The organism is Cryobacterium sp. 10I5, from assembly GCF_035019865.1.
GTDB lineage: Bacteria > Actinomycetota > Actinomycetes > Actinomycetales > Microbacteriaceae > Cryobacterium > Cryobacterium breve_A.
Window position 1 is genome coordinate 1 of record NZ_JASJVI010000018.1, and the last position, 25,872, is coordinate 25,872.

At 67.6% G+C, this 25,872-nt stretch carries 22 protein-coding genes; 11 read left to right on the forward strand and 11 right to left on the reverse strand.

What is annotated here, in order from left to right; all coding sequences use genetic code 11:
- The first annotated feature begins 78 nt into the window (after positions 1–78).
- Positions 79–1,506 carry a glycoside hydrolase family 1 protein gene (locus tag QN350_RS07265; RefSeq protein WP_322139251.1) on the forward strand — a complete coding sequence of 476 codons (1,428 nt, stop codon included), beginning with the start codon at positions 79–81 and terminating at the stop codon, positions 1,504–1,506.
- A 78-nt stretch (positions 1,507–1,584) separates the two neighbouring features.
- Positions 1,585–2,442, forward strand: a complete 858-nt coding sequence (locus QN350_RS07270) for a Cof-type HAD-IIB family hydrolase (RefSeq protein WP_322139252.1) — start codon at positions 1,585–1,587, stop codon at positions 2,440–2,442.
- 53 nt (positions 2,443–2,495) lie between these two features.
- On the opposite strand, the gene QN350_RS07275 is transcribed toward QN350_RS07270, so the two are convergent.
- Positions 2,496–3,509 (reverse strand): LacI family DNA-binding transcriptional regulator, encoded by a 1,014-nt coding sequence (locus tag QN350_RS07275; RefSeq protein WP_322139253.1) that lies wholly within the window; start codon positions 3,507–3,509, stop codon positions 2,496–2,498.
- 237 nt (positions 3,510–3,746) lie between these two features.
- Between QN350_RS07275 and QN350_RS07280 the strand changes: the two genes are divergently transcribed.
- From QN350_RS07280 to QN350_RS07300, 5 genes are all read left to right on the forward strand, one after another.
- Positions 3,747–5,000, forward strand: a complete 1,254-nt coding sequence (locus QN350_RS07280; protein WP_323503368.1) for a sugar ABC transporter substrate-binding protein — start codon at positions 3,747–3,749, stop codon at positions 4,998–5,000.
- 39 nt (positions 5,001–5,039) lie between these two features.
- Positions 5,040–6,023, forward strand: coding sequence for a sugar ABC transporter permease (locus QN350_RS07285; RefSeq protein WP_322139255.1), 984 nt, complete (start codon positions 5,040–5,042; stop codon positions 6,021–6,023).
- Complete coding sequence (locus tag QN350_RS07290; RefSeq protein ID WP_322139256.1) at positions 6,023–6,841, forward strand: carbohydrate ABC transporter permease; 819 nt, start codon at positions 6,023–6,025, stop codon at positions 6,839–6,841. Before QN350_RS07285 ends, QN350_RS07290 begins: the two co-directional genes overlap by 1 nt.
- Positions 6,842–6,952: 111 nt before the next feature.
- On the forward strand, positions 6,953–8,689 hold the full coding sequence (locus QN350_RS07295; RefSeq protein ID WP_322139257.1) for an amylo-alpha-1,6-glucosidase: 1,737 nt from the start codon (positions 6,953–6,955) through the stop codon (positions 8,687–8,689).
- Between the two features lie 15 nt (positions 8,690–8,704).
- Positions 8,705–10,645, forward strand: coding sequence for a glycoside hydrolase family 127 protein (locus QN350_RS07300; RefSeq protein WP_322139258.1), 1,941 nt, complete (start codon positions 8,705–8,707; stop codon positions 10,643–10,645).
- A 49-nt stretch (positions 10,646–10,694) separates the two neighbouring features.
- Here QN350_RS07300 and QN350_RS07305 read toward each other — a convergent pair whose 3' ends face one another.
- The 3 genes from QN350_RS07305 to QN350_RS07315 all read right to left on the reverse strand — a co-directional run bounded on the left by QN350_RS07305 (position 10,695) and on the right by QN350_RS07315 (position 12,785).
- Entirely contained in the window at positions 10,695–11,951 is a 1,257-nt protein-coding gene (locus QN350_RS07305; RefSeq protein WP_322139259.1) for an APC family permease, read from the reverse strand.
- 145 nt (positions 11,952–12,096) lie between these two features.
- Positions 12,097–12,426 carry a hypothetical protein gene (locus QN350_RS07310; protein WP_322139260.1) on the reverse strand — a complete coding sequence of 110 codons (330 nt, stop codon included), beginning with the start codon at positions 12,424–12,426 and terminating at the stop codon, positions 12,097–12,099.
- Positions 12,423–12,785 carry a hypothetical protein gene (locus QN350_RS07315; RefSeq protein ID WP_322139261.1) on the reverse strand — a complete coding sequence of 121 codons (363 nt, stop codon included), beginning with the start codon at positions 12,783–12,785 and terminating at the stop codon, positions 12,423–12,425. Before QN350_RS07315 ends, QN350_RS07310 begins: the two co-directional genes overlap by 4 nt.
- A 244-nt stretch (positions 12,786–13,029) precedes the next feature.
- Here QN350_RS07315 and QN350_RS07320 point away from each other — a divergent pair, with 244 nt between their 5' ends.
- Positions 13,030–14,124 carry an iron-containing redox enzyme family protein gene (locus QN350_RS07320; protein ID WP_322139262.1) on the forward strand — a complete coding sequence of 365 codons (1,095 nt, stop codon included), beginning with the start codon at positions 13,030–13,032 and terminating at the stop codon, positions 14,122–14,124.
- Here the strand turns inward: QN350_RS07320 and QN350_RS07325 are convergent.
- The 4 genes from QN350_RS07325 to QN350_RS07340 form a co-directional block, all read right to left on the reverse strand.
- On the reverse strand, positions 14,121–14,717 hold the full coding sequence (locus QN350_RS07325) for an acetate uptake transporter (protein WP_322139263.1): 597 nt from the start codon (positions 14,715–14,717) through the stop codon (positions 14,121–14,123). The two genes, QN350_RS07320 and QN350_RS07325, sit on opposite strands and share 4 nt — an antisense overlap.
- A 64-nt stretch (positions 14,718–14,781) precedes the next feature.
- Positions 14,782–16,965 carry a hypothetical protein gene (locus QN350_RS07330; protein ID WP_323516037.1) on the reverse strand — a complete coding sequence of 728 codons (2,184 nt, stop codon included), beginning with the start codon at positions 16,963–16,965 and terminating at the stop codon, positions 14,782–14,784.
- Positions 16,966–17,145: 180 nt separating this feature from the next.
- On the reverse strand, positions 17,146–18,420 hold the full coding sequence (locus QN350_RS07335; protein ID WP_322139265.1) for an MFS transporter: 1,275 nt from the start codon (positions 18,418–18,420) through the stop codon (positions 17,146–17,148).
- A 64-nt stretch (positions 18,421–18,484) separates the two neighbouring features.
- Complete coding sequence (locus QN350_RS07340; protein WP_322139266.1) at positions 18,485–18,895, reverse strand: GNAT family acetyltransferase; 411 nt, start codon at positions 18,893–18,895, stop codon at positions 18,485–18,487.
- A gap of 121 nt (positions 18,896–19,016) precedes the next feature.
- Here QN350_RS07340 and QN350_RS07345 point away from each other — a divergent pair, with 121 nt between their 5' ends.
- Positions 19,017–19,247 (forward strand): helix-turn-helix domain-containing protein, encoded by a 231-nt coding sequence (locus tag QN350_RS07345; RefSeq protein ID WP_281534269.1) that lies wholly within the window; start codon positions 19,017–19,019, stop codon positions 19,245–19,247.
- 29 nt (positions 19,248–19,276) lie between these two features.
- On the opposite strand, the gene QN350_RS07350 is transcribed toward QN350_RS07345, so the two are convergent.
- From QN350_RS07350 to QN350_RS07360, 3 genes are read right to left on the reverse strand one after another with little or no spacing between them, the layout of a single operon-like run.
- On the reverse strand, positions 19,277–19,762 hold the full coding sequence (locus tag QN350_RS07350; protein WP_322139267.1) for a YbaK/EbsC family protein: 486 nt from the start codon (positions 19,760–19,762) through the stop codon (positions 19,277–19,279).
- Positions 19,763–19,792: 30 nt separating this feature from the next.
- Positions 19,793–20,719: a Ppx/GppA phosphatase family protein gene (locus tag QN350_RS07355; protein ID WP_322139268.1), complete on the reverse strand. Its 927-nt coding sequence runs from the start codon at positions 20,717–20,719 to the stop codon at positions 19,793–19,795.
- Positions 20,720–20,755: 36 nt separating this feature from the next.
- Entirely contained in the window at positions 20,756–22,924 is a 2,169-nt protein-coding gene (locus tag QN350_RS07360; protein ID WP_323516039.1) for a hypothetical protein, read from the reverse strand.
- Between the two features lie 237 nt (positions 22,925–23,161).
- Here QN350_RS07360 and QN350_RS07365 point away from each other — a divergent pair, with 237 nt between their 5' ends.
- Both QN350_RS07365 and QN350_RS07370 read left to right on the forward strand, forming a co-directional pair.
- Positions 23,162–24,412, forward strand: a complete 1,251-nt coding sequence (locus QN350_RS07365; RefSeq protein WP_322139270.1) for an alanine racemase — start codon at positions 23,162–23,164, stop codon at positions 24,410–24,412.
- Positions 24,409–25,722: a D-arabinono-1,4-lactone oxidase gene (locus tag QN350_RS07370; RefSeq protein WP_322139271.1), complete on the forward strand. Its 1,314-nt coding sequence runs from the start codon at positions 24,409–24,411 to the stop codon at positions 25,720–25,722. Before QN350_RS07365 ends, QN350_RS07370 begins: the two co-directional genes overlap by 4 nt.
- The last annotated feature ends 150 nt before the right edge of the window (positions 25,723–25,872 follow it).

Here is a 25,872-nt window from a genome sequence, read left to right on the forward strand (position 1 = left end):
GGGGGCCCCCCGGGGCCCCGCCCCCCCCCCACCGGTCATCTGCGTAATACGTAGTCAGTAGTGAAAAGGAGTACACGAATGACCGATTCCACACCCGTCACATTCCCGCAGGACTTTCTCTGGGGCGGCGCGACCGCCGCGAACCAGATCGAGGGCGCATACAACGAGGGCGGCAAAGGCCTGTCCATCCAGGACGTCATGCCACAGGGAATCACGACACCGCGCACAGCGGGCCCCACGGACGACAACCTCAAGCAGGTGGGCATCGACTTCTACCACCGCTTCGCCGAAGACATCGCCTTGTTCGCCGAAATGGGATTCCGCACCTTCCGCTTCTCAATCGCCTGGAGCAGGATCTTCCCCCTCGGCGACGAGACGGAACCCAATGAGGAAGGGCTCGCGTTCTACGACCGTGTGATCGACGAGTGCGAGAAGCACGGCATCGAACCATTGGTGACCATCTCGCACTACGAGACCCCGTTGCACCTGACGGAGACCTACGACGGCTGGGTCAACCGTGACCTGATCGGATTCTACGAGCGGTACGCCCGGGTGCTCTTCGCCCGCTATGGTGCCCGGGTGAAGTACTGGCTCACCTTCAACGAGATCAACTCCGTGCTGCACGCCCCGCTGTTGTCCGGCGGCATCAACACCCCGAAGGACCAGCTCACCCGGACCGACCTGTACCAGGCCGTGCACAACGAGCTGGTGGCGAGCGCGCTCGCCACCAAGGCCGCCCGCGAGCTGGCGCCGTCCGCCCGGGTCGGCTGCATGATCCTCGCGATGCCGGTCTACCCGCTGTCGCCCGATCCCGACGACGTGATGGCCTCGCTCACCACCGAACGCACCAACCTCGCCTTCGGCGACATCCACGTGCGCGGGGAATATCCCGGGTACTACCTGCGCAGCCTGCGCGACCAGGGCGTCGAACTCGTGATCACCGACGAGGACCGGGCGCTGCTCAAGGAGAACACCGTCGACTTCGTCTCGTTCAGCTACTACGTGAGCGTGGCGGAGACCGCCGACAACTCAAAGCGGGTCATGGGCGAAGGGAACATCTTTCCCGGCGTCGCGAATCCGACCCTGAAGGCATCCGAGTGGGGCTGGCAGATCGACCCGGTCGGCCTGCGCATCGTGCTCAACCAGTTCTGGGACCGCTGGCAGAAGCCGCTCTTCATCGTCGAGAACGGCCTCGGGGCCAATGACGAGCTCGTCACGGTGGATGGCCGGAAGACCGTCATCGACGACTACCGCATCGAGTACTTCAACGATCACCTCGTTCAGGTCGGCGAGGCCGTCGCCGACGGCGTCGACGTGATGGGGTACACCTCCTGGGGCTGCATCGACCTCGTCAGCGCCAGCACGGCACAGATGAGCAAGCGGTACGGGTTCATCTACGTCGACCGCAACGACGACGGCACGGGCACCCTCGACCGCCTCAAGAAGAAGTCGTTCGACTGGTACGCCGAGGTCATCCGATCCAACGGTGCAAGCCTCACCCGATAGCGTAGAAGCAAACGGGTTCGTCCCGTCGGCTGCCTCCTGGACGCACTGTCCCGGAGGCGGCCTCGTCTGGAGCAGATCATGATTTCCCCCCGCATCGCCTTCGTCGACGTCGACGGCACCCTCATCGACTCCGGGGAGGCGATCGCACCCTCCTCGATCGAGGCGGTGCGCCTCGCCCGACAGAACGGTCACCTGGTGTACCTGAGCACGGGGCGGGCGTCGGTGGAGATCTACCCGGCGATCCGGGAGATCGGCTTCGACGGGGCGATCAGCGCCGGCGGCGGATTCGCCGAAGTCGGCGACGACGTCGTGATCTCCCGCACGATGCCCGAAGCAGCGGTCGCCCGGATGGTCGGGTTCTACGAGGCCGCGGGCTACGATTTCTACCTGCAGTCCTACGACAAGCTCTACCCGAGCGCCGGAGTGCGCGCGCGCTACGCGACCTATCTCGAGGATGACAGGGAACGAAAGGGCGATCCCCGGCCAGACCTCGCCTCCGTCACCGGACCCGACGAACACCCGGTCCTGAAGGCCTTCGCCGACGTGCGGCCGCTGTCGTTCAGGGGCATCGCCAAGTCGGTCTTCCTGGCCGGCGACCTCCGGGCGTTCGATCGCGTCTCGACCGCGCTTGGCGACGATTTCCACGTCATCACCGGCACCATTCCCCACATGGGTCGCGGCAGCGGCGAGGTGACCCTCGGCGGGGTGAACAAGGGCACCACGATCCTGCAGCTGCTCGACCTGCTCGGCCTCGACGCGGCATCCGCCATCGGCATCGGAGACAGCAGCAACGACATCGAAATGCTGCAGGTCTGCGGTGTCGGCATCGCGATGGGCAATGCCATCGACGAGGTCAAGTCCCACGCCGACGAGGTCACCACCGCCGTGCTCGACGACGGGGTCTGGAACGCCTTCCGCCGTCACGGCCTGATCTGAGCGGATGCCGGTGCCGACCGGGTGCGGCGTTACGGGCGTGCGAAACGACGGTTTCAGAGCCGCGTCGTGGATGCGCGCGGGATGAGGCGCACCGGGACGCGGTGCAGTCCCGGATGCGGCTGTCTCTTGATGGCGTCGATGAGTTCGCGTGCCACCGCCCGGCCCAGCTCCTGGAGATTCATGTCGATCGTGGTGATCGGCGGGCGTGAATGCACGCTGAACAGTTCCCAGTTGTCGTAGCCGACGACGGCGACGTCCTCGGGCACGCGGAGGTTCTCATCCCGCAATTGCTCGATGGCGCCCCGGGCGATCTGGTCGCTGGCGCAGAAGATCGCGTCGAAGTGGTGCCCGGCCTCGATGAGGGCATGCACGCACTGCCGGCCCCAGTCCTCGCTCCAGTCGCCGTACAGGTTTTCACCGCCGACAAGCTGCAGGCCATGCCGCTGCATCGCCTGGGTGGCGCCGGTGAGTCGTTCGACAGCCGCCGAGAAGGTGGGATCGCCGCTGATCGCGACGATAGTGCGTCGGCCCCGGGAGACGAGGTGGTCGATGGCGAGGTCGGTGCCCTGGGAATTGTCCGTCGTGAATGACGAGTCCTTCGGGTCCTGGCTGGCGGCGAACGCATAGGCCACCGGCACGGTCACCTGGTCCGTGATCGAAGGGCGGGACGTGTCGCTGTCGCCCAGGACGATGATGCCGTCGACTCGTTTCGCCATGAGGGTGCGCAACTGGTGCGACTCCCGGATGGAGTCGTTTCGGGCATCCGTGAGGATGACCGACGTGGAGTCCGCACCGAAGGCGTCTTCGACGCCGAGAAGAATCGGAACGACGAACCTGTTTGCGAGGTCCGCCGTCAGGACGCCGATAGTGCCCGTGATCGAAGAATTGAGTGCGCGGGCGAACGGGTTGGGAGTGAAGGCGAGGCTGCGGGCCACCTCCTCGACGTGCTGCCGGGTTGCCTCGCGGACGACGGTCTTGCCATTGAGGGCCTTGGACGCCGTCGCAATAGACACGCCGGCGGCACGCGCCACGTCGGCGAGGGTGACTGCGTCATTCGTCTTGCCCATGATGTCCTTTCGCCCCTGAAACCGATGTCTAAGCCGAGTCATCGCCCGGCCGAGTGTCGTGAAACCCTACGAGAAAAGACTGTACCCCGCGTGTCCCGCAATTCACTGACAAAAGAGACAAATTCCAATTGACGTACCGGGAAGCGCAGTGCTAGCCTCGCCCTATTGAAACTAGTTTTATTTGTTTCACAATTCTGCTCTGATATTCCTGCCCTCTTCCAATGAAGGAAAAACGTGATGACAATGAAGTTCGTACGTAGCACGATGGCAGTGGCCGGGGTCGCGACCCTCGCACTGGCCATGGTCGGATGCTCGGCTGCCGGTGGCAGCTCCAGCAGTGCCGGCAGCACCGAGTACACGGTGTGGGATCCGTATCCCCAGCACGACGCCAGCTCTGACTGGGCCAAGCGCATCGATGCCTGCGGTGTCGACGCCGGCGTGACCATCAAACGCACGGCGTACGACTCCCAGTCGCTCACCAACCAGTCCCTGCTGGCCGCCCAGGAGGGCACCGCAGCCGACGTCATCCTCCTCGACAACCCGGCCGTGACGACCCTGGCAGACACCGGCGCCCTCAACGACATGGAGTCCATCGGCCTCGACACGTCCGCGATCGACCCCAATCTCCTCGGGGCCGGTGTCCTCGACGGCAAGACGTACGGCATTCCCGTCGGCGCCAACACCCTCGCGCTCTATTACAACAAGGACGTCCTCGACGCGGCGGGTGTTAATCCCGCGACGGTCACCGACTGGGCCAGCCTCACCGCAGCCTTGCAGCAGGTCAAGACCGCCGGTCACAAAGGCATCACCTTCGCCGGCTTCGCGAGCGAAGAAGGAACCTTTCAGTTTCTGCCGTTCTTCTGGGGAGCCGGAGCCAATCTCAACAAGCTCGACTCGACCCAGGCGATTTCTGCGTTGACACTGTGGACCGACTGGGTCAACCAGGGCCTCGCGCCGAACTCGGTCATCACGAATTCGCAGAACACCAACTGGGAGGAATTCCTCACCGGTGACTTCGGCTTCGCGGTGAACGGCACGTGGCAGGTCAACAGCGCGGCGAAGGCCAGCTTCAAGACCGGTTACATCACCATCCCGGCTGAGGCCGGGGGAGCTGCACCCGCACCGACCGGAGGCGAGTTCATGGTCATCCCGACCCAGAAGGACACGGCGCGCTACGACGTGTCCAAGAAGATCGTTGAATGTATGAGCACCACTGCGGGCCAGGTCAAGACCGCAGACACGTTCGCGTACTACATCCCCGCGACCACGGCAGGCCAGGCCGCCCTCCTCGTCGAACACCCGGAACTCTCGGTGTGGGTCGACGCCGTGAAGGCAGCCAAAGGGCGCACCAGCGACAACCTCGGTGCGAACTACCCGAAGATCTCAGAGCAGGTCTATACCGCCATCCAGAACGCACTCAGCGGTGCGATGACGCCCACGGAAGCGCTCAAGGAAGCCCAGACCGCTGCCGCGGCAGCTATCGCCAAGTAGACCAAAGCCTCCTACCGAGAACACGAAGGGCATCCCACCATGACCACACTTCCTGCCCGCGTCGGGGCCGCACGCCCCGACGCGGGTGGGGCGGTCGGCACATCCGCTCCACTCCCCCCGAAAAAAAGATCGAGGCGAACTTCTTTCGGCACCAACCAGTGGGTTGCCCTGGCCTTCGTCGCCCCTCTCATCGCTTACCTCATCATCTTCTACGCCTTCCCGCTCTATCGGAACATCGAACTGAGCCTCCACGACTACACCCCGCGCGCCTTCGTGCAGGGCAATGCCGCATTCGTCGGCATCGAAAACTATGTCGCTGTCTTCGGATCGAAAACGTTCGCCAAGGCGCTGACAAACACGGCGCTGTTCACCGTCGTCTCCATCGCATTCCAGTTCGGCATCGGCCTCATCCTCGCGGTCTTCTTCCGGAACAACTTCCGACTGAACGGCGTCTTGCGAGGGTTGTTCCTGGTTCCGTGGCTGCTCCCACTGATCGTGTCGGCGTCGACATGGTCGTCCATGATGAACTCGGACAACGGGGTGATCAACTCGGCCCTCAGTGTGATCGGGGTCGCACCCGTGAACTGGCTGACCTCACCGGATCTCGTGTTGGCGTCCGTGATCATCGCGAACATCTGGCTGGGGATCCCGTTCAACCTCGTCGTCCTCTACTCGGGTCTGCAAAACATTCCCGAGGACCTCTACGAGGCTGCCTCCCTCGATGGCGCGAACGCGTGGCAGAAATTCTGGCGGATCACCTTCCCGTTGCTGCGCCCGGTTTCGCTCATCACGATCCTGCTCGGGCTGATCTACACGCTGAAAGTCGTCGATATCATCTGGATCATGACCGCAGGCGGTCCGGGGGATTCGTCGACCACCTTCGCGACGTGGTCCTACCGAGAGGCCTTCGGAACGGGCAATCCTGACTTCAGCCCGGCTGCGGCCGTCGGAAACGTTCTGATCCTGATCGCCCTGATCTTCGGGTTCATCTATCTGCGCATTCAGAACAGGACGGAGAAATAATGTCTCATCGACGCTCCTGGTGGAAGACCGCGATCGGACTCCTTCTCACCGCTGTCATGCTCTTTCCCGTGTACTGGATGATCAACGTCTCCTTCACGAAGACAAGCGATCTGCGCGATTCCCCGCCCAACCTTTTCCCATTTTCACCGACGCTCGACGGCTACACGGCGGTCCTTTCACAGCAGTTGCCGTATCTCGGCACGAGTCTGCTGATCGGCCTCGGCACGGTTGTCGTCACGCTCGTCATCTCCGCGCCTGCCGGCTACGCGCTCGCCAAACTCCGCTTGCGGGGTGCGGCTCCGCTCACGTTCATCCTGCTGGTCGCGCAGATGATCCCCGGAGTCGTGATGGCGATGGGGTTCTACGCCATCTATCTGAACAGCGGACTCCTCAATACCGTCGGTGGGCTGATCCTCGCTGATTCGACGATCGCCGTTCCTTTCGGTGTTCTCCTCTTCACGGCTTTCATGTCCGGTATCCCCAACGAGCTCATTCAGGCGGCCACGGTCGACGGAGCGGGCCCGTGGCGCACTTTCCGGTCGATCATCCTGCCCGTAAGCCGGAACTCTGCGATCACGGTCTCACTGTTCGCCTTCCTGTGGGCTTGGTCCGACTTCATCTTCGCGTCGACCCTCTCCCGGAGCGGGCAATTCCTGCCGATCACCCTGGGCATCTACAAGTACATCGGCAACAACACCTCGCAGTGGAATGCCATCATGGCGACCGCCGTGGTCGCGTCGATTCCGGCGGCAATCCTGCTCATCGTCGCCCAGCGGTACGTGGCCGCCGGCGTGACCGCCGGCGCAGTAAAGGACTGATCAACCGGCACGCACCGAGGGCTCCCGCCCGCCTCGAAGGCGACGCGAGCGCCCGGGCGTGCCGCCGCGCCCGTATCGGCCCGACGCCGGGTACCTACCGAAAGGCTCAGCATGACCACCACCGTCCAGCCCCAGACAGCGCAGGCGCTCACCTTCGATGTTCGCGATATCCCGTTCAGCACAAAAGGCGCCTGGTTCGACCTCTCGCCGGTTGTGGCTCTGCACACCACCGCGGAGGACGTTCACCTGGTCTCGCACCAGACCGGAATGCACGCCGTCTTCGTGCTCGTCCCTGAGACCGACGGAACGCGAACCGAGACGGCCATCACGGCATCTCCCTCCCTCTTGACCTGGACCGCGTCGGACGGCGAGATCGACGCGGCCTTTGACGGAGTGACCTGCCTGCGCATCCGTGGACGGGGAATTAGCCTCAGAATAGGGGACGCATCGACCGGCCTGACGCCGTTTACGGGCACGTATCTCTTTCGCGATCCGATCGACGGTGCCGCCGTCTTCACGTCGTACGAAACCGGGCGTCGATATCGTGTCACGAGCCTGAAGGGCGACCTGCACCTGGTGGGCGCCGAGGCCCTCGGCGTCCACGTCCGGGGTGCGGTCGCATCAGGGGGCGACGGCTGGGAGGTCGCGATCGAGGAATTCGAATCGGCACGACCGAGCTACCTCCCCCTGATCGGCTTCACCGACGTCGAACGCGCCACCGCCCGGGACTTCTCCGCCTACCTCGACCGACTCGCCGGCTGGAGGGACGCACGAACGCCCGCGGCAGCCCTTGCCGCCTACGTGATGTGGTCGGCGACGGTTCGACCGCTCGGTTTCCTCAGGCAGGAATCGATCCTGATGTCGATGCACTGGATGGACAAGGTGTGGAGCTGGGACCACTGTTTCAACGCACTGGCGCTTGCTCCGGGCGACCCGGCCGCGGCACTCGCGCAGTTCCGGCTCATCTTCGACCACCAGGACGCGTCCGGCGCACTACCCGACTCGGTCACCCACTCCGAGATCCTCTACAACTTCGTCAAGCCTCCCATCCACGGATGGGCGTTCGACAAGCTGCGGCAGCGGATGCCCGGAGTTCTATGTCCGGAAGACCTCACGGCCGTCTATCACGAGCTCTCGGCCTGGACGGACTTCTGGCTCAATTCACGCCGCATGGCCGGACACGAGCTTGCGCACTATCAGCACGGGAACGACAGCGGCTGGGACAATTCCTCGACCTTCGACAGTGACAGGGTCATCGAGGCGCCGGATCTCGCCGCCTTTCTGGTGCTGCAGCTCGACACAATCGCGAGGCTGGCCGACGAACTGGGCCTGGGTACAGGGGCGACCCGTCGTACCGAACGCGATGCGATGGCAGCCGCCCTGCTCGCCGAGCTGTGGGACGGCGACACCTTCATCGCCCGCGCTCCGCTGAGCGGCCGCACGAGTTCCGCGACGAGCCTTCTGAACCTCCTGGCGATCGTCGCGGCCGATTTCCTGCCGATCGAGGTGCGCGAACGTGTGGCGGCCTCCATCGCCGGGCACCTCACCCTGTGGGGCCCCGCGACCGAACTTCCCTCGTCGCCGAACTATGAGTCCGACGGGTACTGGCGAGGTCCGATCTGGGCACCGTCGACAGTCATCGCCGAGGACGGGCTCAGGCGCGCCGGCTTTGCGACGCTGGCCGACATCGTCAGTGAGCGCTTCCGCAGCCTGTGTGAGAAATCGGGCTTCGCGGAGAATTTCGACGCGCAGACCGGCGAGGGCCTCCGCGACCGGGCGTACACCTGGACCGCGAGCTCCTACCTCCTGCTCGCGCAGGAAGCGCTCATCCGAGCGTCCGACAGCTGACCGAAAGATAGAAACATGCCCTCTCGTATTGCACCACCGACACTCCGCGGCGGTCCTGTTCAGCCGTCAACGGGCGCACTTCAAGCGCTCGGACCAGACGAGGTCTCACTCACCGGGGGGTTCTGGCAGGAGAAACAAGAGCTGAATTCCAGGGTCATCCTCGGTCACTGCGAGCGGTGGATGGAGCGGATCGGCTGGATCGGCAACTTCGATCGTGCCGCTCTCGGCACACTGGGGACCGACCATGCCGGAATCGAATTCGTGGATTCCGAGGTGTACAAGCTCCTCGAGGCGATGGCCTGGGAACTCGGACGCAAGCCGGGCGATGCCCTCGAATCCGCGTATCGTTCCCTCGTCGCCCGCGTCGAGGCCGCCCAGGAGCCCGACGGGTACCTGCACACGAGCTTCGGGCGCGCCGGTCAGCCACAGCGTTACTCGAACCTCGAGTGGGGCCACGAGCTCTACTGTTTCGGTCATCTCATCCAGGCCGCGGTGGCACGGCTGCGATCCGGTTGCGACGATGAGCTCGTTCAGGTTGCCAGGCTGCTCGCCGACCACGTCTACTCCGAGTTCGGTCCAGGCGGCCGCGACGCGGTGTGCGGGCACCCGGAGATCGAGGTCGCTCTCGTCGAATTCTCCCGCGCCACCGGCGACGCCCGCTACCTCGAGCTCGCAGGCATCCTCGTCGAGCGGCGCGGGCGCGGGCTGCTGAAGGCTGACCGGTTCGGCGCGGAATATTTCCTCGACGACCTGCCGGTGCGGGAGGCCACAGCTCTCCGCGGTCACGCCGTGCGGGCGCTGTACCTTGCTTCCGGGGCTTTCGACGTTGCCGTCGAGACCGGTGACGCGGCGCTTGCCGCGGCGGTCGCCACCCAATGGGAGAACACCGTCGCGCGGCGGACATACATTACGGGCGGCGTCGGGTCGCATCACCTGGACGAGGCCTTCGGAGAGGACTATGAGCTGCCGCCCGACCGCGCGTACGCCGAAACGTGCGCCGGCATCGCTTCAGTGATGTTGAGTTGGCGGTTGCTGTTGCAGAGCGGTGATCCCAAGTACGCAGACCTGATCGAGCGCACGCTCCTCAACAACATTTTGGCCTCGCCTCGCGAGGACGGCAGGGCCTTCTTCTACACCAACACGCTGCACCAGCGCGTGGACGGTACAGTGCCAGAGGAAGACGAGATCAGCGTGCGAGCCCAGTCGAGCCTGCGCGCGCCCTGGTTCGAGGTGTCCTGCTGCCCGACCAACATTGCCCGCACCCTCGCCAGCGTGAACCTGTACTTCGTGACCAAGACGGGCACAGGAGTGCAACTGCACCAGTACGGGGACTATGACGTGTCGACCCAGCTCGAGACGGGCTCGATCTCCCTCGGCGTGCGAACGGGATACCCGTTCGACGGCGGAGTCTCCGTGCTCATCCGTGAGGCACCGGATACCGTGGCTTCTGTCTCCTTCCGCATTCCCGCGTGGGCAGTCGGCCGTGCAGCCGTGCACGTCAACGGGATACCGCTCCCGGGCTCCGGGACGACGATCACGGTCTTGCGTGCCTTCCGCGCCGGTGACGAAATGACACTCCACCTGCCGATGACTCCGCGACTCACGCGGCCGCATCCGTTGATCGACGCTGTTCGCGGAACGGCGGCCGTTGAGCGCGGCCCGCTCGTGATGTGCCTCGAATCCACCGACCTGCCGGACGGGCAGGCGCTGGCCGGAATCCTCCTCGACGACGGTGTCGACCTCATCGCAACGACGACGGGCGTGCGGGCCCGGGTGCTGTCCGCGGCGATCCCGAAACCCGACTGGCCTTATTCCGTCGGCGCCTGGTCAGGCACCGACCACACGGGCTATGACGTGAATCTCATTCCCTACTGTGCCTGGGCAAACCGTGGCCCGTCCTCCATGCGCGTCTGGCTCCCCGTCGTCCTCCACGGCCAAGGGACGGCTGGGGACTGAGCGTTCCAGTCTCGTCCGCAACCGCAGCGAGGAGATTCCCCAGATCGGCTCAGGAGCGTTCCGGGTGCCGGCGACCGATGAGCCGGTACCCGACGCCGACAATAAGGACGATCACACCGGCGATGATGGAAACCTGGGGCAGGGTCGCGACCAGGACGAGGCATCCGCCGGCGCCGACGACCTGGAGCAGCTTCGGATACCGACGCATTTCGCGGGCCTGGGTGAATGCGGCCACATTGGCAACGAAGTAATAGACCAGGACCCCGAACGAGGAGAACCCGATTGCGCCGCGGAGGTCCACGGTGAGGACGAGTGCGCTCACCACCATGGCGAGGGCGATTTCGGCACGGTGCGGCACGTGGTATCGCGGGTGGACCGCGGCGAGCCAGGTGGGCAGGTCGCGGGTGCGGGCCATGGCCAGGGTCGTGCGGCCGACGCCGGCTACGAGCGCGAGGAGCGCTCCGAGCGAGGCCAGGGCGGCGCCGAGTCGCACCAGAGGGGCGGCCCAGGCCCAGCTGCCGGCCGTGACGACGTCGACGAGGGGTGCCACGGAGGTTGCGAGCCGGTCCGGCCCGACTACGAAGAGCACGGTGACCGCGATGATCGCATAGATGACAAGCGCAATTGTGAGCGCGGTCATGATCGCCCGGGGGATGGTGCGCTTCGGATTCCTGACCTCCTCGCCCATCGTTGCGATGCGGGCGTAGCCGGCGAAGGCGAAGAACAACAGGCCCGCGGATTGCAGGATTCCGTACCAGCTGCCCGCGAACAGATTGGCGCCGAGGTCGAGCGGATGCGTTCCGCCACCGGTGAGGCCACCGATCACGACGACCGCGAGCACGATCAGGACGAGGACGACGATGACCCGGGTCAGGCCGGCCGTGCGCGTGACGCCGAAATAGTTGACCGTCGCCAGGGTCAGGACTGCGGCGACGGCGACGGGTCTGTCCCAACCGGCCGGCGCAGCGTACGCGGCGAACGTAACCGCCATGGCCGCGCAGCTCGCGGTCTTGCCGATCACGAAACTCCACCCGGCGAGGAATCCGGGCCACTCGCCGAGGCGCTCCCGGCCATAGACGTAGGTGCCACCGGACGTCGGGTACTGGGCGGCGAGCTGCGCCGATGACGAGGCGTTGCAGTATGCGACCACGGCCGCGATGGTGAGCCCGATCAGGAGACCGCCGCCCGCTGCCGCGGCGGCGGGGGCGAAAGCCGCGAAGATGCCCGCGCCGATCATCGAGCCGAGGCCGATCATCACGGCATCACCGGTGCCGAGTCTGGGCGCAAGCGCCGGAGTGTTGGACATGACCGCCTGTCTGCCGTGCGTGCTGTGCGCACGTGAGGCGCTCTGCCGGAAGAGTATCAGCAGGAGTGTCGCCGGGCGCCTGACGATGCGACCGTGGCTGTCCTAAGGGTGTCCTTCAGCGGTCGGGAGAGCCTGTGGTCGCGTTTCATGGATGTTCCTGAAACGACCAGCCGCCGGTGGAGTTCTCGACAAAGGTGCGGATGTTCGCCCAGTGCGACAAAAGATCTAGCTGGGCCACGGCGAGAGCGGGATCGGTGCCGGCACGGAAGACGATTTGCGCGTAGGTGCCGGACACGGAATATCCGACGATGTCGTTGCGGCTGTCGAGAGCAGTGGCCAGGGCGAATGCCCCGGTGAGGGAACTGCCCACGGACTCGAGCAGCACGGTCCGGGACCCGTTCGTTCCGTCGTCTGGGATCCGGTCGGGCGAGTATGAGTCGTTTCGGAGTGTGGGACCGGGGAGGGTGGCCGTCACCGACGCATCCGCCAGGACGGTGCGCGCGACTCGCACCGAACGTGCGGCGAGCTCCACTGTGCGTCGCCCACGGAGGCGACACCGGGGACCGTGCTGAGTTCATCGCTGAGCCTGGCCAGGGACGACGTGGAGTCGGGGACGAGTGCTCGCGTGACGGTCGTTCCGCCCGCGGTGAAGGCGATCGGGAGGCCCACGCAGACGACACCGACCACAGCCAGGACAACTATGCCTGCAGCGGCGGCGCCCAGGCGACGAGTCCACCGTGTGTGGCGTGTCTCGACGGGGACGTCGGTCGCCTGACCTAGCAGGTCGTACATTTTGTCCCGATCAGAGCTGGGATCGCGATCAAACGGCTTCATGATCCCAACCTAAGACATGGTTACGGCTTTCGATCGACTCCAGCCGTCGCCGGAGGACGGCCGTTCACCACCAACATTCCCCGCGATCGTGACGATTCGAGGTCGAGTCACGTCTTACTAGTGACTGTTTCCAATCCAGAACCGGCGAACAGTCCACGCCTGCCTCTTGTTTTCGGTGGAGGGCGTTTGAATCGTCACGTCGGCATACCGTCGCGACTCGATCGCAGTACTGGAACGAGGCTCCATGCTCCACTCCACCGTCTCTTGCGCCACCCTGTCAGCTCGCGGCCCGGTCAGCGAACGGCTCCTCGCCGCACTCTCCGGGCCCACCGAACGCGGAGGGACCGGCCTCGGCGGGTTCGAGGCGCTGGCGGTCGGTGCCCTCGGTCGCGTCCCAGACATCCTGGTCGATGAAGACCTGCAGCTGACTCTCTTCCTGCTATACCGCCTGCACTACGACGGAATTGTTCCGGGCGACGAGGAGTGGGAATGGCATCCCGATATCCTGGCCGCACGTGTCATCCTCGAGCACGGTTTCGAGGCCGCACTGCGGGCCTCGGCGCCGCAGCCACCACTGCCTACGGCGACCCGCGACGACGTCGCCCGTGCACTGTTCACCCTGACCGGGCACGAGCACAACCCAGGCCTGGCACTTTTCGTGGCGCGCGCGGCCTCCCGGCAGCAGGCCCTCGAGCTCCTCGTCCACCGCTCGGTCTACGCGCTCAGGGAAGCGGATCCGTACGCCTGGGGGATCCCGCGCCTGGCCGGTCGGTCCAAGTCCGCCCTCATTGAAATCCTCACCGATGAATACGGCGACGAGCGGGTCGAGCGGATGCACTCGGTCCTGTTCGCGGCCGCCCTGCTGGCGGCGGGGCTCGACGGGGGCTACGACGCATCCGTCGACGCGGTGCCGGCCATCACGCTCGCTTCCTTCAATGCGATCTCGATGTTCGGGCTCAACCGGCGCCTGCGCGGCGCGATCGTCGGGCACCTGGCCGCGTTCGAGATGACGTCGACGATTCCTAGCCGCTTGTACTCCGATGGATTCCAGCGGCTCGGTTTTGACGACAGCGTGGCCCGGTATTTCGATGTGCACGTCGAAGCCGGCTTTGCGCGCGAACGGTCGGCCTGCCGGGACCTGGCCGGTTCACTCGCCGAGGACGACCCTGGTTCGGTCGGCGACATCATGTTCGGAGCGAGCGTGTTCCTGTCCCTCGATGACCGTCAGTCGGCGCATCTGCTCAGTAGTTGGGCGGACGGGCATTCCTCACTGCGATCCGACGCCCGGAAGACCACCGAGCTGGACGCGATCACGGTGCGGGAACCCGCAGATTCCTAAGAGCGGGGAGCACCCACCGGAACCAGGATGCGTCCCCAGGTCGCGTTCACGACCGTGGCCGCCGAGCCGTACCAGGCGGCGAGCGCCGTCGCCAGGCCGAGCCAGCCGCCCGCCTGGCTGATGCCGCCGAGTCCTGTGAAGGCACCGATCGCGAGGGCAAGGAACGTCACCGTGAGCAAAGCGAACACGACGAGCGTGACCCGATTCGTCTTCACCGCCGCAATCGTCATATATCCGGTGAAGATGGCCCAGGCCAGCAGGTAGGCACCCACTCCACTCGGTCCCGCCTGCTGGGCAACGGCCGGGTTGGTCTCCAGCCACCAGAACGAGAGCCAGAAGGCTCCATACGAGGTGAACGCCGTTGCCGCGAAGGTATTGCCCCTCGCGAACTCCCACATTCCGGCCGCGAATTGTGCAAGTCCGCCGTAGAAGAGCGCGACAGCCAGCACGGATGCGCCGGCCGCGGGCACCCAGCCGGTGTTCGCCAGGCTCAGCACGAAGGTGGTGAGTGCGAATGCGCCCAGCCCGAGCGCTCCCGGATCTGCCGGCTTCTCGGGGACGGGCAGGGATTCGGGCACAGACATGACACTCATGGGACAACCTGACTTTCACTCGCCAGCGGTGCACCGAACGATGATTCGACCCTAGCCGACCGATTCACGAGGCCGTGCCGGTCTGGAAGTTCCAGGAGCTGGTCCCGATCACCTGCCGGGTGTCGATCGAGTAGTAGGTCTGGGTGAATTTCTGAATCACGAATTCCAGGGCTGCACCGTTGTTTGCGTTGCCCTGGCCCACGGCCGCATTCGAGAACACCCCGGTCAGGGTGGTCACGCTCACGGGGCGATGGTCGCTGGGATTCTGGTCCGTGAGCGTGAGAGTTCGAACCGTGCCGTCGACGATGCTGCCGATCGCCACGTCGCCGGTATCGGCGAGAGTGAGCTTCATCGAGTCGACGTAGGCATGCCCGCGCGTGGTCACCGATCCCGGGGCGCTGAACCGGAGGCATCCGTCGCCCGAGGCCACCGCGAAACGCTGTTGGGGAAGCGGGCCGACCACCCCGCTGATCGTGGCGAACCGGTCAAGCGGCATGGTCGAGGCACATTCCCCCAGGACGGTTCCCTCTGGGGAAGCGGCATCAGTGGAGGCGTCGAGGGCCGAATCGTATTGCGCGCCCACGCCCACCCTGCTGATATGGATTCCCACCCAGCCGACCGCGATCGGTGCATTGGAATCCGTCGCCACGCCGGCTGAAAATGCGGTGAGCTCTGAGCTGTCGAAGGTGTACACGAGGGATCCCGCGGAACGATCACAGGGCACGGTCGTGAGGGCCGTGCAGGAGGCGCCTCCCGTGAGCCCGGGGTCGGTGCCGAGCTGGATCTTCAGCGATGTGAACGGCCTTCCGCTCAGCATCGAACTCTCCAGGAGGGCCGTCGACGTCGAAGCGCCGAGATCGAGGTAGACCGGCGACCACTCGACCCTGCCCGTCTGGGTACTCCCAGAGCCGGAGGTGACCGTGGCAGACATGGACCTGACGATGCACACCGTCGGTGCCGCGAACATCCTGCTGCTTGGGTTGGCGACTGTGCCGAAGCCGACGGTCACGAGCGCCGGGCTCCCAGAAGCCGCGCATTCCGCCGGGAACCCCAGTGCCACAGCGGCCGCGACCGAGCCGCCCGCCGGGCCGACGGGACCCGCAGCCCCGGTTGCTCCGGTCGCTCCGGTATCGCCTTTCGGCCCCTGTGCGCCGGTAGCGCCGTCGAGGCCTGGGCTTCCGGTAGGTCCGGTGGCGCCGGTGAGACCGGTGAGACCGGTGAGACCGACGGGTCCGGTGGCGCCGGTGAGACCGGTGAGACCGACGGGTCCGGTGGCGCCGGTAAGACCTGTGAGTCCGATGGGACCGGTGGCACCGGTCTGGCCTGCGGCGCCCTGACTGCCGGTCGCTCCCGCAATTCCCATCATGCCCTGCTGCCCGGTCGGGCCGGTGAGGCCGATGATCCCCTGGACCCCGGCCGTTCCGGCGACCCCCGTCATTCCCTGGATCCCCGTCGCGCCCATCACACCCTGGGCCCCGGTATCGCCTTTCTGGCCGTCCTTGCCGTCAAGGCCCGGCGCCCCGGTCGCCCCGGTGAGTCCGAGAGCGCCTTGAGCGCCGGTCTGCCCGGTGGCTCCCGTGGCTCCGGTGGCCCCCGTGGCTCCGCTGGCTCCGGTGGCTCCGGTGAGACCGGGCTGCCCGGTGAGCCCGGTCGCGCCCGTAAGCCCGACGGGGCCCTGGGCGCCGGTCGGCCCTGTTGCTCCGACATCGCCGCCAGGGCCCGTGGCACCCGGTGAACCCGTCGTCCCAGCGATTCCGTCGATGCCGTTGGCGCCGTTGGCGCCGGTGGTTCCGGTTGCTCCCGTCGGCCCGGTCATGCCTGTGGCCCCTGTGGCTCCTGTCGCCCCCAGCGATCCGGCGGCACCCTGGATGCCGGTTTTGCCCGCTGTTCCGTTGGCTCCCGTCGGACCCGTCAATCCGATGATGCCCTGAACGCCCGCTGGCCCGGCGGCCCCCATCGAGCCGTTGGCGCCAGCACGCCCGGTAGCACCCGCCGTGCCGTTCGTACCGTTCGTACCGTTCGTGCCGTTCGTGCCGGCCGTGCCGCTGGCACCGGTCGTTCCCGTGGCACCGGTCGCTGGACCGTCCCCCGTGGATGCGGGCGCGGGCGGATTCGCCGCAGATGCGACCACACTGGTCGACTGGGCCGAGAGGGTGGCGCTCGCGGCGCCCCAGGCGGCAGCAGCCGACAACGCGATGGTCAGAGCGGCACCGGCCGCGATCAAGGTCATGAACCGTGCAGTGGCCAAGTGATTCTCCTGGAGTACCCCGGATGACCGGAGGATCGACGCGCTGTGGGCATCGCCGTGACGAACGGCGAGCTTGCATGCTATCGGATTTCCCTCTTGACCAGTAATAAGACTTCTGTCACGCCACGAGTGCAGTGTCGTATCGCGCCCGGAACCGGGCCGGTGTCGAGTTCCGACGGCTCAGGCGACGGAGGAGCCGCGGCTGCCGGCGGCCCGGGCGATCGACCAGACCACGACAACGCCGGCCAAAGCCATGGTGGCCAGGCCGAGCCCGGAATAGCCGACGGCGCCGAGCATCAGGCCGGCCAGGGCGCCGCCGAGGGCGCCGGCCGCATTCATCGACAGGTCGGAGAAGCCCTGGAGGGCTGCACGGTCGTTCAGGCCGACCGCCTCACCGATGAGGGCTGAGCCGGCGACGACGGATGCCGACCAGCCGAGTCCGAGCAGGATCAGGCCGATCGTCATGACGGTGCTCGAGTCTCCGGCGAGCCAGAAGAGCGTGAGTGACGAGAGCAGCAGGGCCTGGCCGGCAAGGATGACGGGCATCCGCCCTGCCCGGTCGGCCAGCCAGCCGAAAACGGGGGAGAGGGCGTACATTCCGGCGACGTGGAGGCTGATCGTGAGGCCCACGACCGTGAGGGTGGCGCCGTGCTCGCGCAGGTGCACGGGAGCCATCGACATCAGGGCGACCATCGTGGCATGGCTCAGTGCGATCACAGCGACGGCATAACGGGCGGAAGCGGTGGTGCGCAGGATGACCAGGCCGCCGCGGGGGCGGGGCGCTGCTGCGTCCGTTCCCCGGGCAGCGAGGGCGGTCAGGAGTGGGTCGGGTCGCAGCCCGATCGTGTACACGATCGCCGCGCCCACCGTGGCGAGCAGGGAGAACGCGAAGGCACCCGTCATCGGCGGCAGGCCCAGGGCGGCGCCGACGACCTCGCCGGGGCCGAACAGGTTCGGTCCGAGGACGGCACCGATCGTCGTGGACCAGACCACGATCGACAGATCGCGGGCTCGGAAGGCCTGGCTCGCCAGGTCGGTGGCGGCGAATCGGGCCTGCAGGTTGGCGGCCGATCCGGCGCCGAGCATCATCAATGCCAGGAGCAGGAGGGCGAAGACGTTGATGGAGACCGCGGTGATCGCAAGCACGGCGCCGGCACCGGCAACGAGCGAACCGGTCGCAAGGGAAAGTCGTCGCCCCCTGGCCTGGGCGAGCCGTGCGAGGGGGACGGCGACGAGGGCCGCGCCGAGAGTGCTCATCGTGGCGGCCATGCCCGACCAGGAGCTCGACCCGGACAGCTGAGCCGACAGAAGGGCACCGAGGGAGAGGGTCGCCCCCATGCCTATTCCCCCGAGGATCTGTCCCGCGACGAGCACGCCGACGACCTTGCGCTGCAGCGTTCCGTGGGCGGGTCGCCCGGCCAGCGAGGTCTCGGCGGCGGACGATTCGTTGGACACAGGTGCCTTCCGTTGATTACTGATTCAGGTATACCCGCAGGGGTATCGGTGTCAGGCTATCGCTTCAGCGGAGCCACTTCGCGCGAACCTGGACATCGGCATCCTCGTAGCCGAGACGATCATAGAAGGACAGCACTGCCGCGTTGGCCGAGCGGACCATCAGCTGCAGCTGCACGACGTCCCGTTCCCGGAGCCAATCCTCCGCGGCGACCATCAGTCGCCGTCCGAGTCCGTTACCGCGGTGGGCGTCGTCGACGGCGAGGTAGTACACCCAGCCGCGGTGGCCGTCGTGGCCGACCATCACGGTTCCGATGAGGATCTTCCCGTCGAACAACCCGAGCACGGTCGATGTCTCCCCGGCCAGCGCGCGCAGCAGGTCGAGCTCGGGCGGGTTCCAGGGTCGGGTGAGCCCGGCCTGGTCCCAGAGCGCGGATGCGCTTCTGAGGTCCGCCGGAGTCAGGTCGGCTATGTGCATGACCCGATTCTTCCACCTCCCGTCGGAGGCTCTTTCGGAACGCGACGGATAGCGGTTGAATGTCCGCGACAGCCGCTGTGTCACCCAGTCACCCAGTCACCATTCGACGCGGGAGGAACCGATGCTCGAGCATGCGCCGCGCCGAAGCGCCAGGATCGCCGAGGAGATCCGCGGCGAGATGGGGTACCAGAACCGGACCCTGAAGGAGCTTTCGGCGGCGACCGGAATCTCGATGGCCATCCTGCGCCGACGGCTCACGGGGGAGAAGTCGTTCTATGTCGAGGAACTCGAGCGGATCTGCCGCTACCTGAACATTTCCGTGATCGACCTCATCGAGCGCACCGAGCTGTAGAAGGCCCTGGCCGTCACGTGCGCCGGCGGTTACGCGCGCGGTTTGAGCGGGTCGGTGATGTCGGCGACGGTCGCGCCATATGCGTCGATCAGGGCATCGGCGTCCACGAATGCGGAGTAGCCGTGCTCGCCGGCGCCCATCGCGACCCGGCTGCCCCGGAGGCGTTCGTCGGCGAAGACGGGCCAGGCGGTCGTGCTGCCGAGCGGGGTGATCGTGCCGCGCGAGTAGCCGGTCGCGGCCAGGGCCACGTCCTCGTGCGGCAGCGAGAGCTTGTTCACGCCGACCAGCGCACGCAGCTTCGCCCAGCTGATCTGCCGGTCGCCGGGCACGAGCGCAAAGAGATAGTCGCCGTCGTGCCGCTTGACGACGAGCGATTTGACGATGCCGGACGGGTCGATTCCGAGGAGCCGTGCGGCGCTCTCGAGGCTGTCGGCCGCCGGCCGCGGGACGATGTCGATCTCGAGTCCGCGGGCGCGGGCATCCGCCGTCACTCGTTCACGCCCCGTTTCAGTCATGGGGCGAGTCAATCACACCCGTGCGGCAGGTCAGCCGAGGCGGTCGAGGTAGCGCAGGATGATGCCCTCACGCAGGGCCCAGGGCGAAACCTCGAGTTCGTCGACCTTGAGGGCGGCCATCGCGGCCTGGAGCACGATGCCGCCGGCAACGATCTGGAACGTGCGGTTGGCCGTGATGCCGGGCAGGGCCGGGCGGGCGTCCGCGGGAATGCGAGCCAGACGGGGCACCCAGTCGGCGAGCTGGGCGCGGCTGAGTAGCATCCGCTCACCCGAACCGAAACCGTCCGAGGTGTACCCGGCGAGCTTCGCGAGAGACCTGATCGTCTTGGAGGAGCCGACGACGTGGTGCGGTGCCGGCTGTCCGGCGAAGGACGCGACGGCCTCGGCGAGCACGTCGGCCGCGTGCGCGCGCAGGGCCGCAACCTCCTCGGGCAGCGGCGGATCGTGGTGCAGGAACCCGACGGTCGTGCGCCCGGCGCCGAGCGGGACCGAGAGGGCCACCGCCGGTGTCTCGTTCGCGCCGGCGGCGATCTCGAGCGATCCGCCGCCGATGTCGAACAACAGGATGTCCCTGGCCGACCAGCCGTACCAGCGTCGCACCGCCAGGAAGGTGAGGCGGGCCTCGTCCTCGCCGGAGAGGACCTGGAGGGCGACGCCGGTCTCCCGCTCGATCGTCGCGAGCAGCTCAGGACCGTTCGTGGCATCGCGCAGGGCGGAGGTCGCGAACGGGAGCAGGTCGTCGACCTGGTGGTGACTCGCGACATCGGCAGCGTGCTGCACCGCGGACAACACGGCCGCGCAGCCCTCCTCGGTGATCGCCCCCTCCGGGGTGAGATACCGCATCAACCGGAGGACGGCCTTATCGGAGGCCATCGGCACCGGTTGGGCGCCGGAATGGGCATCGACGACAAGCAGGTGGACGGTATTCGAACCGACGTCAATGACTCCCAGGCGCACAGTCCGACGATACCGTGCCGGAGGAGCCGTCGCCGCCTATGGGGTGAGCTCAGGGACGACGAAGCGCTGCCACGCCCAGGCGCTCACGCTGAGTGCCGCGAAGAGCCCGGAGGCGACCCACATCAGGGTCACGCTGCCCTCGCCGTGCCACAGCCCGACGACGGGGCTGAGGACAGCGAACATGACTGTGAAGGCGGCGAGGGTCAGCCCGACCCAGGTGAGCGGCGACCACGCGACGATGCTGCGCCCGCTCGTGCTGCCGATCGGGACGAGCACGAGCAGCGCCGATCCGACCGCGGTCAGCACGACGCTGTTGGCGACTTCGGCGGCGAGCAGGTCTCCGAAACCGCCGCCGGTGGGCAGCACCCCGAGCACGAGCCAGCCGAGGACCGCGAGCGCGAGCAGGCTTCCGGCACGCAGCGCCGCAAGCTGGCCGCGATGGATCGCGCTGTGGCCGCTCGACACGGCGACGCTCCCCAGCAGTCCGAAGAGCAGGGCCGGGTGGATCTCGAACGCGCGCGAGCCGAGCGCAGTCACCGCGACGAGCAGGAGGTAGCGAGGCAGGAAGGTGACGGATGCCGGCACGCCCCACACCCGCGAGCTCCACCACTGCGGCACGAGGGCTCCGGCCGTATTGACGACGATGAGTGCGAGCACGACGGCGAGCAACAGCCTCAGGTAGGCGGGCTGGCTCGACACGGTGCCGGAGAGCATGATGAGCGTCGCCGCAGCCGCGATCGCGGCGGCCGCGAGCAGCCAGCGGTTCACGACCAGGGTCGGGGCCCTGTCGAATTCCTCGCTCGCCTGGTTGCGGCCCGAGAGGGCGCTCGTGTTCCAGAGCGGACGACCGTCCCGTGCCCGCACGATGGTGCCGCTCAGCAGGCGGGCGGGAATGACGAGCAGCACGAGGGCGCCGACGGCGAAGAGCACGGCCTCGAACCAGGAGAAGTCGGCGTTCGAGCCCGGGGGCAGCACCGCGCTCGTGAACTGGGTCGGGTCGTTCCAGCCGCCGGGGAGGGAGGATCCGTGCCCGGATGCCGAATCGCCGCCGCTCGCAGGCGGAATGGGGGCCGGCGCAACGGACGTTGCGGTCGACGAGGGCGTCGGGGTCGCGGTGGCGCTCTCGGAGGGGGTGCCCGGAGCCGGAGCCGGAGCAGAGGCTGACGGGGAGTCGCTCCCGGCAGGAGGAGCGGGCGACGTCGAGGGGGTGACCGACGGTGACGCGTCCGGAGCGGGACCGAAGTCGACGCCGAGGCCGGGGCTTCCCTGACTCTGGTTGCCTGCGGCATCCTGTTGGACGGCGATCACCCGATAGCTGCCCGCGGTGACCGTGCCCGTGGCGGTGCAGGCCCAGGTGCCTGCGGTGACCGCGACGGTGCACAGGGAGTATGGTCCGGCGAACACGGTGATGGCGGCGCCGTACTCTCCCGTCCCCGCATAGCTCGACCCCGCCTTGGGCACCCGCGCGCCGGCGGTCGGTGACGAGACGACGGGAGCGGCGGGTCGGTCGAAGTCGAAAAGGATGCTTTTCGGGGCGCTGTCGTTCGACCAGCTGGGTGCGCTGAACCCGGTCTGCTGCGCGGCCGTCACGGTGTGGGTGCCGCTGCTCGGGAGGTTCGGGAAGGTGCACGACCACGCCCCACCCGTGTCGGCCGTCGCCGGGCAGGTCTCTCCGGTCGAGACCGAGGCGACGACGGATGCCCCCGGGTACGCGGACCCCCGGACGGTTCCGTTCGACGCCGCGGCGCCGAACGGTCCGCCCGCCACGACGGGTTCCCCGAGTACGTCGATCGTTTCTTCTGCGGCGAGCGTCGAATCACCTGTCACGACGACCTTCAGGCGGACGTGCTGCCCGCTCGGAAGGTTCGCGGGGCAGGACCAGTCCGTCGCAGGCGATGCAGCGATGATGCAGAGCGGGTCGCCCGCACCCGGGTTGAGGAGCTGGATCTCCTGGTTGGCCGAGCGGGTGCCCGAGACCGTGGTGGTCGAACGGCCGACGAAGGTGCCGGGGGGTGGGCTGTCGATTGTGGGTGATGCCGACAGCGGGGTTGCGGCCGGCCCGCTCGGCGGTGGGGTCGCGGCGTGGGCGGCGTCGGCGCCCATCGGAAGACCGCCGAGGCTCAGTAGCAGAAGCCCTGCGGTGATGAGCAGCGACGGCACGGCCACCCGGATCGGTGACCGGGCGCCACGAAGCGCGATAAGCATCCGCCGCGTTCGTCGACCATGACGGGACTGCGGCGGGCCGGCGCAAGCGAAGCGTGAGCGATGCATAGGTCCCCCCTGCCTCCATTTCAGGGGTCATCCTCCCGATTGTCAACGTGCAACGCGCAAGAGCGACGATCGTGCGCGGGATTGTTATCTGCCACGGGACGCGGGCGTAGGGCATACTGACGGACACGAGGCGGATTCGCCGCCCCGCCGTGAGACAGGGCCGATCTCGCCATGACGCTTCCCGACCTGAGCGCTCCCGCCACCGGAACGCCCTGGCTTCGACCGGAAAGCTACTGGCCGGCGCTGACCGAGGCCACCCGCCAGCTCGACACGCCCATCGCGGCGCTACACCTTGGGGCGCTCCGCCACAACACCCACGACATGTTGCGGCGCGCCGGCGGAACCCCGATCCGCGTCGCCTCGAAGTCGATCCGCGTCCGCGGCGTGCTCGAGGCCATCCTCGCCGTTCCCGGCTACCGGGGCGTGCTCGCCTACACCCTGGCCGAGGCGCTCTGGCTCGCGGAATCCATCGAGGACGTCGTCGTCGGCTATCCGAGCGTGGACCGGGCGGCGATCGCGGCCCTCTGCCGTTCGGCGCTCCTCGCCTCCCGGGTGACCCTCATGGTCGACTCGCTCGCCCAGCTCGACCTGATCGACGCGGTGATCCCGCCGCACCGGCGCGAGGTGATCCGCCTGTGCATCGAGCTTGACGCCGGCTGGCGGAACCCGGTGCTCGGGCATCTCGGCGTGCTGCGCTCGCCGGTGCACACCGCCCAGGAGGCCAGGGAGGTCGCGGCGGCCATCGTCGCGCGTCCCGGCTTCGCGCTCGTCGGCCTGATGGCGTACGAATCGCAGGTCGCCGGTCTCGGCGACCGGCCCGCCGGTCGCGGCCCCCGCGCGCTCACCACCGGGATCGTCAACCGGTGGGTGCGCCGCCACTCGATCGCGGAGCTCGGCGTGCGCCGCGCCGCCGCAGTCGCGGCCGTGCGCGAGGTCGCGCCGATCGATTTCGTCAACGGCGGAGGGACCGGTTCCCTCGAGAGCACCCACGCGGATGCCTCGGTCACCGATATCGCCGCGGGCAGCGGCTTCTTCGGCGGGCACCTCTTCGACAACTATTCGGCGTTCACGCCGGCCCCCGCCGCGGCCTTCGCCCTCTCTGTGGTGCGGAAGCCGAGCCCGGATACCGCGACACTTCTCGGCGGCGGCTGGGTCGCATCCGGACCGCCGGGTACCGACCGGTTGCCGGCCGTCGCCTGGCCGCCCGGACTCGCCGTCGTGCCCCGCGAAGCCGCCGGCGAGGTGCAGACCCCGCTCTCGGGGCCCGGGGCTGCGGCACTCGACGTCGGCGACCGGGTCTGGTTGCGGCACACCAAATCGGGGGAGCTCAGCGAACACGTGACAGAATTCGCAGTGGTGGATGACGGCCGGGTCGTCGACCTGCTGCCCACCTACCGCGGCGAGGGGAAGGCGTTCCTGTGACGAACACCGGTGCGCTCTGGCGGAACTGGGCGCGCAGCGAGTCCGTCCGGCCGGCCAGGGTCGAGCGGCCCACGAGCGTCGCGGCCGTGCAGCGTGCGGTCGTCGCCGCGGCGAAATCCGGGATTCCGATCAAGGCGGTCGGATCGGGGCACAGCTTCTCCGGCATCGCCGTCGCCCCCGGTGTGCTCCTCGACCTGGCCGACCTCTCCGGCATTGTCGGCGTCGACACGGCCACCGGCCGGGTCACCCTCGCCGCGGGCACCCGCCTGCACCGGATCCGCGGCCTGCTCGCACCCTACGGGCTCCACCTCGCCAACATGGGCGACGTCGACCGGCAGACGATCTCCGGCGCCACGTCGACGGGAACCCACGGCACCGGGGCCGCCTTCGGCGGACTCGCCACCCAGATCGTCGGCCTCACCCTCGTCACCGGAGACGGCAGCCTCCTGCACGTGAGCGAGACCGAGAACGCGGAGATCTTCCCGGCCGCCCGGCTGGGCCTCGGTGCGCTGGGCATCCTCGTCGACGTGACGATCCAGTGCGTCCCGGCGTTCCTCCTGCACGCCGTCGAACAGGCCGAGCCGCTCGGCGAGGTGCTCGACACCTTCGACGAGCGCAGCCGCGCCGCAGACCACTTCGAGTTCTACTGGTTCCCGCACACCGAGAAGGCCCTCACCAAGACGAACACCCGGCTGGACCCGGCTGCCGGGCGCGCGCCTCTCGCACCGGTCTCCCGCTGGATCGACGACGAACTGCTCGCCAACGGCGTCTTCGGGGCGCTCTGCACGATCGGGGCGGTGCTCCCGCCCTCCGTGCCGACCATCAACCGGGTCGCCGAACGTTTCATGGCACGGCGGGAATATACGGATGCCTCGACGCGCATCTTCGTGAGTCGGCGCGCCGTGCGCTTTCACGAGATGGAATACGCGCTCCCGGTCGCCGCGATCCCGGCGGCCGTGCGCGAGGTCCGTGCCCTCATCCAGCGCTCCGGCTGGCGGATCTCCTTCCCCATCGAGGTGCGGTCCGCCGCCGCGGACGACGTGTGGCTGTCCACGGCCCACGGCCGGGAGACCGGGTACATCGCCGTGCATCGCTTCTACCGGGAGAACCCCGGGGAGTACTTCACCGCCGTCGAGGCCATCATGCGCGCGCACGACGGGCGCCCGCACTGGGGCAAGATGCACACGAGGGACGCAGAGTCCCTCCGCGAGACGTATCCGCACTTCGACGACTTCCTCGCTGTCCGCGACCGGCTGGACCCGGAACGTCGGTTCGCCAACCGGTACCTCGAGCGAGTGCTCGGGCGCTGAACCAGGGCCGGTCCGCGCGTGCCGGGCTGACCGAGTGGATGCCGGCCGGCGTGCCCTGCGCGGATACCGGCGACCTGACCCCGTGACCCTGGACCCACGAATCGGTGCGGGTTCGCCGCGGCGCGTGACAGGCTGGTGACCTGCGGACCT